This is a genomic window from Kribbella sp. NPDC050281, from assembly GCF_040655855.1.
GTDB lineage: Bacteria > Actinomycetota > Actinomycetes > Propionibacteriales > Kribbellaceae > Kribbella.
Map to the genome: position 1 here is coordinate 71,082 of NZ_JBFAKS010000017.1, position 14,604 is coordinate 85,685.

Genomic DNA, 14,604 nt, shown 5'->3' on the forward strand with positions numbered 1-14,604 from the left:
TTCACGGATGGCGTCGGGCAGGACGCACAACCGTCAGAAGCGGTCCGGGCGGCAACCTGACAGGGCCGACTCGACGGTTCCGTCGACCAACTCCCGCGCGACCAGGCGGCCCACGGCTGCGGCGAGCGTCACCGCTGAGTGCATCACTGCCACGTAGAGGCCGGGGACCTCGGCGACCGGGCCGACGATCGGGTCACCGTCGGCCGGCATCGGGCGCACTCCGAGTCGGGTGCTGAGCAGCTCGACGCTCCCAGCGCCACGGAAAGTGGACCGGACGGCGGCAAGGGTCCGTTCGGGCGAGTCCGCGGCGGCGATCAGCCGGTCCGCGGCGACCTGCCGAAGATCGAAGTCCTCGGTGTTGACCACGCCGCGGACCAGACCGGCTGGGGCACGGAGCCGGAACAGCGGGCACGGCGACGGTTCGACCGGCACGTGCACGCCGAGCGGTGCGGCCAGCGCGGCCGTGGCAACTCCGGCCGCCAGTACCACCGTCGCACCGGAGAGGAGTCCGGCTGCCGTCTCAACCCCGGCAATCCGGCCGGCCGTATCCCGGCGGACCGCGGTAACCGGCGTGTCCAGATGTACCCGAGCTCCATGGGCGCGAGCGCCCGCGACCAGCCGCTCGGTCACGCCCACCGAGTCAACAGCGCCGTCGGCCGGCGCCCAGACAGCCCACTCCGGAGGCTGCCGAACGGTGGGCTCGAGCGTCGCCACGGTGGCCGCGTCCACGATCGTCTGCCCAGGCCCGGCGTCCGGCGCACTGCCCTCGCTGGTCCAGCTCAGCGAGCCCGACCAGCTCACCGGGAGTCCCGGCAACTCGGCGCCGAGTCGGTGGTACTCCGCCGTTGCGGTGGCTCGCAGCCCGGCGGCCGGACCCTTGTGAACGCCAGACGCTCCGCTCGGCCCAGCGAGCGTGACCCAGGCGAACGAGTCCGCCGTCACGCCGCCACCTGGCCGCCCGGCGTCGACCAACGTCACGGTGGCGCCCGCCCGGGCGGCGTGATAGGCCACCGATGCGCCGACAATGCCGGCGCCGACGACCACCACGTCCCTACTCACCGGTGAGCTCAACACGCTCACGACCCTAGCGTCCGCACCGACCACACGCGCGGCCTTTTGGTCGACGCCCGCTGACCGACAGCGGCCTAGAGGAACTGTTCCGCAAGCTGGCTGGGACTGGCGCTACGCCATCGTGTTTCTCAGTGACCTACGGATCATCGGAGGCGGAAGAACCAGTTCCCGTTGTAGCCGCGATCCACCGTCTCCTCCGACTCGACCGTGGCTCGTCGAACGGCGCGCTGAAGGCTGGGACGTACTCCACGTGGTCGACACCCTGGTCCCGGAACTAGCGTCGCAGCTCCTCCTTCAAGCGCGCGAGTGCGGGCCAGTCCGGCTCCGGACTACCAACCGCGCGCCCGCCACTCGGGGACCGAAGGCCTCTCCGCGCCCAGGGTCGAGTCGTTGCCGTGACCCGGGTAGAACCACGTCTCGTCGGGAAGGGTGCCGAAGAGTTTGGTCTCGACGTCGTTGATGAGCGAGGTGAAGCGCTCCGCGTCGCCCTGCGTGTTGCCGACGCCGCCGGGGAACAGGCAGTCGCCGGTGAACAGGTGGGGTGGGCCGTCCGGGTCGTCGTACACGAGGGCGATGGAGCCCGGCGTGTGGCCGACCAGGTGGATGACGCGCAGGCTGCAGTTGCCGACGGAGATGTGGTCGCCCTCGTCGACGAGTTGGTCGGTGGGGACCTCGATGCCTTCGGCGTCGTACCGGCCGGCGACCGTGGTCGCGCTGGTCCGGGCGACGACCTCGGCGAGGGCCTGCCAGTGGTCCTGGTGGCGGTGGGTGGTGACGATGCGGGCCAGGCCGCCGTCGCCGATCAGCTTGAGCAGCGTGCCGGCCTCGTTGGCGGCGTCGATCAGCACCTGTTCGTCGGTCTGCCGGCAACGCAGCAGGTAGGCGTTGTTGTCCATCGGCCCGACCGCGACCTTGGTGATCATCAACTGGGCCAGCTCGTGCGTCTGCGCTGATCCGCCGACCTTGACGTTTCCGTGGTACTCCGGCATGCGCCCTCTCCCTGGATGTCGGTGATACCGGTGATCCTCGCACCCCGGGGCCGTTCCGGTCATGTCCGGCCCGGGTTGCGCGAACCCACCGTCACGATCGAATATACTTTCGAAGCGGCCGGGGGACAGCACCGGTGTCCCGGCCCTTCCGGCGCCTCCGCCACAGCGCCGGAAGTTTTTGTCGGTGGGCCTCGTTAGCATGACGGGGCATGTCCCCGGTAACCCTCGAGAACGGCTGAGAGTGAGCTTGTGTCTGACCGTCTGATCGTGCGCGGAGCACGCGAGCACAACCTGAAGGACGTCTCGGTCGACCTGCCTCGGGACTCCATGATCGTCTTCACCGGACTCTCGGGGTCCGGTAAGTCCAGTCTCGCCTTCGACACGATCTTCGCCGAGGGCCAGCGGCGGTACGTCGAGTCACTGTCGGCGTACGCGCGGCAGTTCCTCGGCCAGATGGACAAGCCCGACGTCGACTTCATCGAGGGGCTGTCGCCGGCCGTCTCGATCGACCAGAAGTCCACGTCGCGCAACCCGCGGTCGACCGTCGGCACGATCACCGAGGTGTACGACTACCTCCGTCTCCTGTTCGCCCGCGCCGGCCGGCCGCACTGTCCGGAGTGTGGCGAGCCGATCGCGCGGCAGACGCCGCAGCAGATCGTCGACCGCGTGCTGGAGCTCGAGGAGGGCACCCGGTTCCAGGTGCTCGCGCCGGTCGTCCGCGGCCGCAAGGGGGAGTACCTCGATCTGTTCCGCCAGCTGAGCGGTCAGGGGTTGTCGCGGGCCCGGGTGGACGGCGAGACGATCCAGCTCACCGACCCGCCGAAGCTCGACAAGCAGAAGAAGCACGACATCGACGTGGTCGTCGACCGGCTTGCGGTGAAGAGCTCGGCGAAGCAGCGTCTGACCGACTCGGTCGAGACCGCGCTCGGCCTGGCCAGCGGTCTGCTCGTGCTGGACTTCGTCGACCTGCCGGAGGACGACCCGCATCGCGAGCGCCGCTTCTCCGAGAAGCTCGCCTGCCCGAACGATCACCCCCTGGCGATCGACGAGCTCGAGCCACGGTCGTTCTCGTTCAACTCGCCGTACGGCGCCTGCCCGGTGTGCACCGGTCTGGGCACCCGGATGGAGGTCGACCCGGAGCTGCTGGTCCCGGACCCGTCGAAGTCACTGGACGAGGGCGCGATCCAGCCGTGGTCCGGCGCGAACGTCTCGCAGTACTTCGAGAGGCTGCTCGCGGCGCTGGCGAAGGACCTGAAGATCAAGACCACCACGCCGTTCGGCGAACTGCCGGCGAAGGCGAAGAAGTCGCTGCTGACCGGGCACGACAAGCAGGTCCACGTCTCCTACAAGAATCGGTACGGTCGCGAGCGGTCGTACTACACGACCTTCGAGGGCGTGATCCCGTACGTCGAGCGCCGGCACGCCGAGGCGTCCAGCGACACCGGGCGGGAGCGCTTCGAGGAGTACATGCGCGAGGTGCCGTGCCTGGCCTGCAACGGCGCACGGCTGAAGCCGATCTCGCTCGCCGTGACGATGGGTGGCAAGAACATCGCCGAGGTCAGCGCCATGTCGATCGACGAGGTGCACGCGTTCCTCGTGGACATGGAGCTGAGCCCGCGGGAGAAGCAGATCGCGGAGCGGGTGGTCAAGGAGATCGGTGAGCGGCTGCGGTTCCTGCTCGACGTCGGTCTGGACTACCTGGCGCTGAACCGCCCGGCCGGCTCGCTGTCCGGCGGCGAGGCGCAGCGGATCCGGCTCGCGACGCAGATCGGCTCCGGCCTGGTCGGCGTGCTGTACGTGCTGGACGAGCCGTCGATCGGTCTGCACCAGCGGGACAACCGGCGGCTGATCGACACCCTCCTGCGCCTGAAGGACCTGGGCAACACGTTGATCGTCGTCGAGCACGACGAGGACACCATCGACCACGCCGACTGGGTGGTCGACATCGGCCCCGGCGCCGGCGAGCACGGCGGCCAGGTCGTCGTCTCCGGCACGGTCGACGACCTGCGCAACCACCCGGACTCGATCACCGGTGCGTACCTCTCCGGCCGCCGGGAGATCCCGATGCCGGCGGTCCGCCGGCCACTGACCGAGGGCCGCGAGCTGACCGTGTACGGCGCCCGGCAGAACAACCTCAAGGACATCGACGTGACGATCCCGCTCGGGGTCTTCGTCGCGGTCACCGGGGTGTCCGGCTCGGGCAAGTCGACGCTGGTCAACGACATCCTCTACACGTCGCTGGCGCGGCATATCTACGGCGCCCGCGCGGTGCCCGGCCGGCATACGAAGATCTCCGGCATGGAGCTGGTCGACAAGGTCATCCACGTTGACCAGTCGCCGATCGGCCGGACGCCGCGATCCAACCCGGCGACGTACACCGGGGTGTGGGACCACATCCGCAAGCTGTTCGCGGAGACCCCGGAGGCGAAGGTCCGCGGATACCAGCAGGGCCGGTTCTCGTTCAACGTCAAGGGCGGCCGGTGCGAGGCGTGCTCGGGTGACGGCACGCTGAAGATCGAGATGAACTTCCTCCCGGACGTCTACGTGCCGTGCGAGGTGTGCCACGGTGCGCGGTACAACCGCGAGACGCTCGAGGTGCACTACAAGAGCAAGACGGTCGCCGACGTACTGGACATGCCGATCGAGGAGGCGTCGGAGTTCTTCGCAGCGATCCCGGCGATCTCGCGGCACCTGAAGACTCTGGTCGAGGTCGGCCTCGGGTACGTCCGGCTCGGGCAGCCGGCGCCGACGCTGTCCGGTGGTGAGGCGCAGCGGGTCAAGCTGGCGTCGGAACTGCAGCGGCGTTCCACCGGCCGGACCGTGTACGTGCTGGACGAGCCGACGACGGGTCTGCACTTCGAGGACATCCGCAAGCTGCTGGGCGTCCTCGGCGGCCTGGTGGACAAGGGCAACTCGGTACTGGTCATCGAGCACAACCTCGACGTGATCAAGACCGCGGACTGGATCATCGACCTCGGACCCGATGGTGGGCGTCGCGGCGGGACGCTGGTCGCCGAAGGAACGCCGGAGGAAGTCTCGGAGAACCCGGCGTCGTACACGGGGGAGTTCCTGAAGGAGATCCTTGCCGGTCGGGCGGCCAAGCCGAGTGCGAAGCAGGCGGCCGCAGTGAAGAAGGTGCCGGTCAAGAAGGCGGTCGCCGCGAAGAAGACGGCAGCCAAGAAGACGGCGGCGGCGAAGTCCAGCGCGGCGAAGAAGACGACGCCTGTGAAGAAGACCGCGGCGCGGAAGCGCGTCGCGAGCTAGTCCCTGCGGCCGGCGGACCCTCAGCTCATATCGGGCTGGGGGCGTCGGCGTACCCGGAAACAAGTTGGCTAAGGCAACGAGTTCCGGGCGTTGCGCGATCGCTCTGCTCGACCTGAGCCGAAAGTGACGGCCTGCCGACGAGGTTCGCCGAGTGACCCGGTCCGACCACTAACCTGACGGTGCGGCGCAACGACACTGCGAAGGAGAGACTGTGAGCGGACGCTGGGACATGGGCCAGGACACCCTGGGCCAACTGGCCAAGAAGACCACGACCGGAACGCAGGACCTCGGCGGCTTGGTGAAGCAACTGGTCGCCGCGGCGCAGCCGCTGGAAGGCAAGATGAACGGCTCCGGCAAGCAGGCGTTCATGGCCTTCAAGGCCAACGTCGACAGCATTGCGGGCGACCTGAATGCCGGCCTCGCGGCGATCAACCAGGGCCAGTCCGGGATGGACACCGCCTTCCGCGGCGGTGACACGGAGATGGCCGACACCGCGAAGAAGAACCAGGGCGGCGCGGACTTCAACGCCGCCAAGTTCGGCAAGCGCTGAGAGAGAGGAACTGACGATGGCGAACCGCAACAGCTACGACACTGCCGCCTCCGGCGAGGTGCAGACGACCATCAAGAACCTCTCCGGCCAGATCGAGGGTCTGATCGCTGCGCACAAGAAGAACGTCGCCGCCGCGCTCGGGGACGCCTCGGCCACCGACGTGACCGAGAAGTACCGCGGTGTCGAGGCGCGCTTCGACAAGGCGGCCGCGTCGACGCTGGCGATCATCAAGTCGCTGCAGGACACCATGTCGGCGAACGACGCCACCGCCGCCGCGACGCTGAAGAAGGCGTCCGCCGCGGTCGACGGTATCGGCTGACGCACCGTCGGATCCGCACGGTCCCGGACGCCGGCCAGCGACTGGCTGCGTCCGGGCCGGTTTTGTGAGCCCAAGTTGGCCCCCGACCCCTCGGAGGAGCAAGAGTGGACTGGGACATCGATGTCGCCGGCACCAGCAAGGTCCTCACGGACACCCAGACGGCGGCCGAGCCGTTCAACAAGCTGTCGAAGGACTACGGCGACAAGCTGACCAACCTGATCACCCCGTTGAAGTACGACGCCTTCGCGGTCGTCGCGGTCGCGATCGGGGAGTACGCCCAGCACTGGCAGCCGACGATCGAGGCCGCCGCCAAGCAGGTCGGCTCCTCACTGACCGGCGCGTCGAACGCGGTCAAGGCCTACATGAACGGCCAGCACGACATGGTCCTGAACGCGCAGCAGGCCGCGGGGCGGGGCGAGATCCCGAAGCCGCCCGGCTCGACCCGGCCGACCGCAGGGAACAGGGCGCAATGAGTGAGCAGCAGCCGGCCGAGGTGCCGGCCGAGGTGATCGAGGCTGGCCGGGTCCGGCTGGCCGAATGGCTGACCGCGCAGGCGCCGTCGCCGGACTTGGGCGCGACGCCGGAGGACCTGGCCGACTGGCAGGCGCGACCCGCCGAGGAGTTCCTGGTCTTCGTGCCGCCGGGCTACGCCAACCAGGTGTTCCTGGTGGCCGAGCACGGTGTCAGCTCGTTCGCCCCGAGCGAGCAGTCGCTCGAAGAGGCGATGGCTGCGGCTCGGCCACGCGCCTGAGCGTACGTCGCCGTACCCGGTAGGCACCCCGCGGAACCAGCATCCTGTTGACCCAGCGCGACCGAGGAATTGAACCGACATGATCGAACCGAACGGCATCCCGATCGAGAAGATCTCGACCGTGGTCACGGCGCTCGAGCAGAACGTGCCAGGACTGAGCGGCCTCGGGCAGAAGTTCACCGACCTGGGCAACAACGTCCACAACACGTTCCAGCGCCTGAACGGGGTGTACCACGCGCCTGAGCGTGAGGTCCTGGTCAACTCGACGAAGAAGATCCAGACGAACCTGACCGAGTTCGGTCCGAGTCTGGCGGCCATGTCGCGGCATCTGACCAACCTGACCGGCGACGTCCGGGGCAAGCTCGGCACGCTGAAGGACATCCGGGAAGAGGCCTACGAGTGGCATCGGCGGAAGAACCGCAACCCGGAGTGGAAAAACGATCAGGACATGATCGACGACAACAACCGGATGGTCGAGGACGTCCGCCGGATCGTCCGGGAGGAGATTCCGAACCTCTGCTTCTCCGCCGCCAACGAGATCGTCAAGCTGCACGGCGGTAAGCCCTGGGACCCGAAGACCGGTGTGCGCGAGGGCGAGAAGCCGCCGGAGCAGAAGGAGCAGGACGGCGATCCGCCGCCGGAGGCGTGGGGAACGTCCGAGGAGCGGGACAAGCCGCTGTGGCAGGACTGCCTCGAGTTCCCGGTGAACTTCGTCGTCGGCGTCGCCACCGTGGTCGGTGAGACGCTCGAGGGTCTGCTGACCCTGATCCCGGTGCTGCCCGCGATCGCCAGCATCCCCGGCGTCCGGGACTGGGCGAAGGACAAGCTCGGATGGGACATGCCCACCTGGGAGGATGCGGGCAACGCCTGGAAGGGCCTGGGCCTGATGGTCGCCCATCTTGCGACGGCGCCCATCGAGCTCGCCTGGTGGGGCTTCGATCAGCTCACCGGCCTGGACACCCGGCCTGACGCGGTCAAGTCGTACAGCGAGCAGGGCGCCCAGATGGGCCTGGGCATGGTCAAGGGCTTCGTCGCTTGGGACGAGTGGGCGAAGAACCCGGGCAAGGCGTTCGGCATGGCGCTCACCAACGTGGTCGCGACCGTGGCCAGCGGTGGTAGTGCCGGTGCGATCAAGACCGCGGCGATGGCCGGCAAGTTCGGCGCGGCGAGCATGGCGGTGGCGAAGGTCGCCAAGGTGGCCGAGTTCGCGCAGGGGACCAGGATCGCCATGCACGACGGCATCCTCGGCGCGGTGACGAAGATCCCGAAGGTCGGCGACGTGGTCGGCGGCCTGTCGAAGATCCCGATCGTCGGCGACACCTTCAAGCTGCAGGGCGTCCCGAAGATCGACGTACCGTCGACGCACACTCCGGACGTCAGTTCGTCGGACACCCCGGACGTCAGCACGCCGGCGGCCCACGCGAATGCGCCGACGGTCGACAGTCCATCGGTGGACACGCCTGCGGTACACGACACCGGCGGCACGCCGCAGAGTCCGGTCAGCGATGCCCCGTCGGCTCCGCTGTCTCACGCCGACCCGAGTACGACGTCGCCCGCCGCGCACTCCGGCCCTGACGCCACCACAACCGGCGGCAACTCCCCGACAACCCAAATGTCGGCGCCAACCACTCACGCCCCCGACACCCAGCCCACGCCAGGCACCTCCCGCGCACCGGAGTCCGGTACGTCGAGCACGTCGCGCGCACCGGAGTCGAGTACTCCGTCCACGTCGCGTGCGCCGGAGTCGACGACGCCGGGCTCGTCCCGTGTGCCGGAGTCCGGTACGCCGTCCACGTCGCGTGCGCCGGAGTCGACGACGCCGGGCACGACGCGCACTCCCGACGGGCAGACGACGCCGGGCACGTCCCGCGGGCCGGAGTCCTCGGCACCTGGTTCGACCCGCGCGCCCGACTCGACCTCGCCCAGCGGCACCCGCACGCCGGAGTCCACGTCGCCGAGCACCACGCGTACCCCGGACTCCACCACGACCCCGGGAACCACACGCACGCCCGAGCCGTCTACGCCGGGCCGGACGCCCGAGCCGTCTACGCCGAGCTCGCACACGCCGGGGACCAGCCACACGCCGGACTCACCCGGCACGCACACCCCGGAGACCCCCGGCACGCGCACACCGGAAAGCGGGACGCCGCATACGCCGGAATCGACCACCCCGGGTCGCACACCTGAGTCGACGACGCCGGGCACGCACACCCCGGAGACGCCCGGCACGCGCTCCCCGGAGACCCCAGGTGCGCACACCCCGGAGGCGCCGGGCACGCACACGCCAGAGACGCCGCGCACGCCTGAGCCGGGGCCGGCGAGGGCGCCGGACGTGGCACCTGCGGCGAGGAACGCCGACCCCGTGGTCCAGCCGGTCATGCCGGTGCACCCCGGCGTACCAGGGCACGTCGGCGGACCGCACGGCACACCGAACGCCCCGCACTCCAACGCCCCCGGCACACCGAACGCGCCGCACTCCAACGCCCCCGGCACACCGAACGCGCCGCACTCCAACGCCCCGGGGACGCCGAACGCGCCGCACTCCAACGCGCCGGGTGCGCCGAATCGGCCGCACGACGCGGCGAACGATCCGAAGTGGGACGACCCGCTGCGCCGGCAGGTCGAGCTCGACCGGTTGAAGCCGGACTATCTGCGTCCGGAGCCGGGAAAGCCGCGCTCGATGGTCGACCCGCACCAGCACATTCCGGCGCGGCGGGAGGACCCGCGCTGGGGCGAGCTGAACGATTCGGTCGGCGACCCGCCGGTGAGCAACGTGCCGGACTGGGTGGGCCGGGTCAATCCGGATCATGACCTGAGCCCGCACTACCGGATGAACTGCCCGGACATCTCGCGGAACGTCGCCGACATCCTGAACGGCGGTGAGCCGCGGCTGGCGTCCGGGAACGCGTTCAAGAGCGGCGAGGATCCCGAGGGAACCCTCGAGTGGATGGACCTGGACGACTTCCGGCCGGAGCACAAGATGGCGGCGCCGCAGGGCCCGCACAACCCGGCGGACTTCACGAACGCGGCGTACCGCCGGGTGTACGACGCGCTGACCGGCAAGCCGCCGGGCACGCACGCGAACATCTTCGTGACCTGGAAGGGCGGTACCGGCGGGCACGTCTTCAACGCCTTCGTCGACGAGGGCGGCCGGGTCAAGTTCCTGGACGCGCAGCCTCCGGGCGGCAGGCTGGTGGACTCGTTCCCGCCGGGCCACACGTCCCCGCACCCGGTGAACCCGTACCACGACGCCAACGGCCGGCCGGTGGACATCGACTCCATCATGTTCGCCACCCGTGAACCAGGCGGACGCTGGGACGGCATCCCGCGCTCGCCGAACACCCCGCCGGCGTCCCAGCTGCGCTTCCAGCGCGACGTACGTCCCGTCTCGGGCGCTCCCGACGTACCCAACGCGTCCCCGTCGATCGCGGACCGCCTCAACCCACCAGACGCGCCAACCCGCACCCCGGACCCGGCGTCACCAACAACCTCACGCCCTGAGGGGCGCGCACCAGAGTCCGGTACGCCGAGTTCGCGGTCCGACGCCCCGCAGTCCGAGACGCCCCGTCGCACGGATCAACCGGAATCCCACACCCTGGAGCAGCCACACCACGCCCCGGACACGCAGGCACCGAACGCCCACACGCCAGACCCGCACGCGCCGGAGGGTCGTACCCCGGGGGCCGACGGTCGTACGCCGAACGCCCACACGCCGGAGACGCATGCGCCGGACGGTCGTACCCCGGGGGCCGACGGTCGTACGCCGGATGGGCACACGCCGGACACGCATGCGCCGGAGGGTCGTACCCCGGAGACGCGTGCGCCGGAGGGTCGTACCCCGGAAACGCACACCCCAGCCGGGCGTACCCCGGGGGCCGACGCGCGCACGCCGGATACGCATGCGGCAGAGACGCGTGCGCCGGACACGCACACTTCCGGTACGCATGCGCCGGAGGGGCGTGGGGCTCAGCAGTTCGGGGCTGGGCGGGTGGACGACGGCGGACCGTTTGCGGGATCGGAGTTGGCTGATCGAGGGTTCCGGGCTTCGGCGCAGGACGAGGCGGCGTACCGGGCCACGTTGCGGTCGATCGACCGGGCCAAGATGGCCGAGCACCGGGGGCGTGGGCGAGCACAGCTCGGGGATCAGATCGACGAGCTGTCGGACGTCGAGCTCAATGCCATGGAAGAGATGCTCGGGATGCCCCATCAGGACATCAACCGAGCGTTCCGTGCAGGCGACCCGAATGTCGAGCGGATGCCGCTCGTCCGCGTGGCGACGTCGGCGATGAACAGACTGCCTGACCACGTGGGGGAGATCCATCGAGGGATCACCTTCGACACACCCGGCGAACTGCAGGCGTTCCTGGACCGGTACACACCGGGCAACACCGTCCGGGAGCCGGCGTTCACGCACTCGGACAAGGACCCGGCCGGCGCTGAGATCTTCAGCGGCGGGCGGTACGCGCCGGCTCGGGTGGTCATGCACATCGATGCTCACCACGGCAAGGACATGTCGTTCCTGCGTGATCCGCACCTCGGTGTGGACGAGGTCATCCACCCGCCGCACACGTCGTTCTACCCGACGAAGCTGGAGTTCGATCCGGAGACCAAGACGTGGCACGTGCATGTGCGTGACCACGGCGGGCCGGCCGACGCGCCTGTCGGCGAAGCGCCGCGGGTTGTGGTGGAGCCTGACAACACGAGTTCGTACTGGCGGCAGCAGGCGGAGAGCCGCTACCCGTCGCCGCAGCACCCGTCGCAGCCTCCGGTAGACCTGTCCGTTCCAGGGCAGCCTGTGCACCCGACGGCACCGTTCGGCCCTGGCCAGCCGCACCAGCCAGCCGACCCGTTCGCCCCGAGCCAGCACCAGCAGCCCTACGGCCCAGGCCAGCCGAACTACGGCCCGCCTCAGTCGGGGCAGTCGTTCGGTCCGGGTCAGCCGGACTATGGGCCGCCTCAGCCGGGGCAGTCGTTCGGTCCGGGCCAGCACCAGCCGGGTGAGTCGTACGGACCTGGGCAGTCGCACCAGCCGGGTGAGTCGTTTGGGCCTGGACAGCACCAGCAACCTGACTACGGTCCGCCCCATCCGGAGCCGGACTACGGGCCGCAGCAGCCGGGGTATCAGCCTGGGCAGCAACCGCATCAGCAGTACCCGGACCATCAGCAGCCGGGGCAGCCGCACCAGCCGTACGGGCCGCCGCATCAGCAGCCGCATGCGCCGAACCAGCCGGGCCAGCCGGAGTTTGGTCCGGGGCATCGGCATCCGGAGCAGCCGGGCTACCCGGGGCATCAGCAGCCGAACGGGCCGCAGCAGCCGGGAGAGCCGGGGTACCCGGGGCAGCAGCCGCATCAGCCGTACCCGGGGCATCAGCAGCCGGGCCAGCCGGGGCAGCCGCACCAGCCGGGGCAGCCGCACCAGCCGTACGGGCCACCGCATCAGCAGCCGCATGCGCCGAACCAGCCGGGCCAACCCGGGCAGCCGGGGTTTGGTCCGGGGCATCGGGAGCCGGGGGAGCCGGGATTCGGTCCGGGGCGTCGGGAGCCGGAGCAGCCGGGGTACCCGGGGCAGCAGCCGCATCAGCCATACCCGGGGCATCAGCAGCCGGGGCAGCCGCACCAGCCGTACGGGCCGCCTCATGAGCGGCCGCCGTACGGGCCGGGCCATCAGCAGCCGCATGCGCCGAACCAGCCTGGGCAGCCGCATCCGCAGCAGCCGGGCCAGCCCCCGCACCACCCAGGGCAGCAGCCGGGCCAGCCCCCGCACCACCCAGGGCAGCCGCCGTATCACCCAGGGCAGCAACCGGGGCAGCCGCCGTATCACCCGGGGCAGGAGCCGTTTGGGCCCGCGGGGCATGATCCGTATGGGCCTCCGCGTCAGCCGGAGTCGCCGTACGGGCCGCCGCAGCAACCGCATCAGCAGCCCTACAACCCGCAGCAGCCGCATGACCCGCGGCAGCCGCACGACCCGCGGCAGCCGTATGACCCGCGGCAGCCGCACAACCCGCAGCAGCGGCCGGGGTACTCGCCGCAGGAACACGGGCCGTACGCCCGCCACGACCAGCCGCCGCGGCAGAGCGGATACGGATCCGCGCCGGCCGGTCCGCAGCCGGACCACTCGTCACACGCCGGCCACGGTGAGCAGCCGACGCACGGTGAGCGCCCGGCGCACGGTGAGCAGCCGGTGCACGGTGAGCGGCCGGAACAGCCAACGCACGGGACCGCGCCGGAGGGTGCTTCGCCGGCGGCCCAGCGGAACGCGGAGTACCCGGTGCGCGAACCGGACCACAACGAGTTCGTCGAGAACGACACCCCGAAGGCGGAGGCCGGGTTCCGCGACATCCGGAACATGACGGATGACGTTCCGAACGTCGCCGCGGCGGCAGACCTCGATCCGTCGCTGGTGGACACAGCGAGGCGGAACCTCTTCGTGAACACCCACGATGTCGCGATCGGCCCCGGCGATGTCCGGCACGGCAACTTCAGAGCGGACGAGGTCATCGCCGACCTGTGGAAGGAAGCGGCGTCGGGGAAGCAGTTGTCCCGCGACAAGGTCAACATGCTGCGGTCACTGATCGCCCACGAGGTCGTGGAAGCCAAGCTGATCGAGGCCGGGGTACCGTACAACTTCGCCGAACCGAAGCTGTGGGGACCAGACAAGTACTACGACTTCAGTCGCGAGCACGCGGGTGCGCATCAGGTGGCACCCCGGTCGTTGCAGAGCTGGGACGAGGCGGACTTGCTGAAACACTGGAGAACGCTCGGGCTGACTCCTCCTCCCGGTGGGATCGCGCCTGATCTGTCGAACCTGGACGAGGTCGTCCGAGCTGCGATCGAGGGGATGGGATGGTGACCGACACGACCGCCGCGGAGCGCATGGTCGACCGCCTCCTCGCCGTGAAGTGGGACGACGACGTCGCTTATCAGCGGCGCCGCTCCCGCGCACGGCTGGCGAGCGAGTTCCTGCGACGGACGGCGCAGTGGGCGCTGGCCGTCGGAGCGATCGAGAGCTGGCCGTTCGGCGATCTGGCCGGCGCCGTGGATCCGGCGGTCGCTGTCGACCCGGCGCTGCAGGCCAGGCTCGCGCTCGACGCGGCGACCGCGGGCGAGTTTCCGGTCCGTCCGACGGACGCCGCGGTGATCGTGCGGTGGGCAGCGCTTGGGAACCTTCCGCGGCAACGGTTCCCGGAGCTTTCCGATCCGTACGAGCCGTTGCTGGTGATGTTCGGCCGTGGCGGTGCGTACACGGTGGCGAACGGCGCGATCGAGCTGGGCTACGGCACGCTCCCGATCCTGTCGGTGGCAGAGCGGGCTTCGCTTGCGCCGCAACCGATCGACGCGGCGTCGTTGGACGCGTTGGACCGGGAGGGCTGAGATGTCTGGGAACTACGGTACGCAGGTCATCGAGTCGGTCGCGGTCCGGCGGCGGCGGTTGCGGGAGGCCTGGTTGTTCGGGGCCGAACGGGCCAGGAACACGCTGACCGAGCAGACCGGGAAGGTGTTCGCCAGCGTGATGATCGGGGCGGTCGCCTGTGCCGGGTGTGCCGGTGTCTCGTACTTCAAGACCTCGATGGCCAAGGAGAACGAGAAGAACCAGCAGCCGGTGCCGACGGCAACGACCTCCGGCCCGGTCAGTCCGTCGCCGTCGAAGAAGTAGCCGGCT

The 14,604-nt window shown here is 70.0% G+C and carries 10 protein-coding genes; 8 read left to right on the forward strand and 2 right to left on the reverse strand.

What is annotated here, in order from left to right:
* Positions 1–33 precede the first annotated feature (33 nt).
* Positions 34–1,059, reverse strand: coding sequence for an FAD-binding oxidoreductase (locus tag AB0I34_RS20020; RefSeq protein ID WP_360446927.1), 1,026 nt, complete (start codon positions 1,057–1,059; stop codon positions 34–36).
* A 341-nt stretch (positions 1,060–1,400) separates the two neighbouring features.
* Positions 1,401–2,060, reverse strand: a complete 660-nt coding sequence (locus AB0I34_RS20025; RefSeq protein WP_360446929.1) for an MBL fold metallo-hydrolase — start codon at positions 2,058–2,060, stop codon at positions 1,401–1,403.
* Between the two features lie 249 nt (positions 2,061–2,309).
* Here AB0I34_RS20025 and uvrA point away from each other — a divergent pair, with 249 nt between their 5' ends.
* The 8 genes from uvrA (at position 2,310) to AB0I34_RS20065 (ending at position 14,598) form a co-directional block, all read left to right on the forward strand.
* The gene (uvrA, locus tag AB0I34_RS20030; protein ID WP_360446931.1) at positions 2,310–5,324 is read left to right on the forward strand and encodes an excinuclease ABC subunit UvrA; all 3,015 of its coding nucleotides are present in this window, start codon (positions 2,310–2,312) and stop codon (positions 5,322–5,324) included.
* Between the two features lie 211 nt (positions 5,325–5,535).
* A complete protein-coding gene (locus tag AB0I34_RS20035) occupies positions 5,536–5,874 on the forward strand; it encodes a hypothetical protein (RefSeq protein WP_360446933.1) in 339 nt (112 codons plus the stop codon).
* A gap of 16 nt (positions 5,875–5,890) precedes the next feature.
* Entirely contained in the window at positions 5,891–6,193 is a 303-nt protein-coding gene (locus tag AB0I34_RS20040; RefSeq protein WP_131356880.1) for a hypothetical protein, read from the forward strand.
* Positions 6,194–6,297: 104 nt separating this feature from the next.
* Complete coding sequence (locus tag AB0I34_RS20045) at positions 6,298–6,666, forward strand: DUF6507 family protein (protein WP_360446935.1); 369 nt, start codon at positions 6,298–6,300, stop codon at positions 6,664–6,666.
* Positions 6,663–6,944: a hypothetical protein gene (locus tag AB0I34_RS20050; RefSeq protein WP_360446937.1), complete on the forward strand. Its 282-nt coding sequence runs from the start codon at positions 6,663–6,665 to the stop codon at positions 6,942–6,944. The genes AB0I34_RS20045 and AB0I34_RS20050 overlap by 4 nt, the downstream gene beginning before the upstream one ends.
* Before the next feature lie 79 nt (positions 6,945–7,023).
* Positions 7,024–13,794: a toxin glutamine deamidase domain-containing protein gene (locus tag AB0I34_RS20055; RefSeq protein ID WP_360446939.1), complete on the forward strand. Its 6,771-nt coding sequence runs from the start codon at positions 7,024–7,026 to the stop codon at positions 13,792–13,794.
* Positions 13,791–14,315 carry a hypothetical protein gene (locus AB0I34_RS20060; RefSeq protein ID WP_360446941.1) on the forward strand — a complete coding sequence of 175 codons (525 nt, stop codon included), beginning with the start codon at positions 13,791–13,793 and terminating at the stop codon, positions 14,313–14,315. Before AB0I34_RS20055 ends, AB0I34_RS20060 begins: the two co-directional genes overlap by 4 nt.
* Position 14,316: 1 nt before the next feature.
* On the forward strand, positions 14,317–14,598 hold the full coding sequence (locus tag AB0I34_RS20065) for a hypothetical protein (protein WP_131356895.1): 282 nt from the start codon (positions 14,317–14,319) through the stop codon (positions 14,596–14,598).
* Positions 14,599–14,604 lie beyond the last annotated feature (6 nt).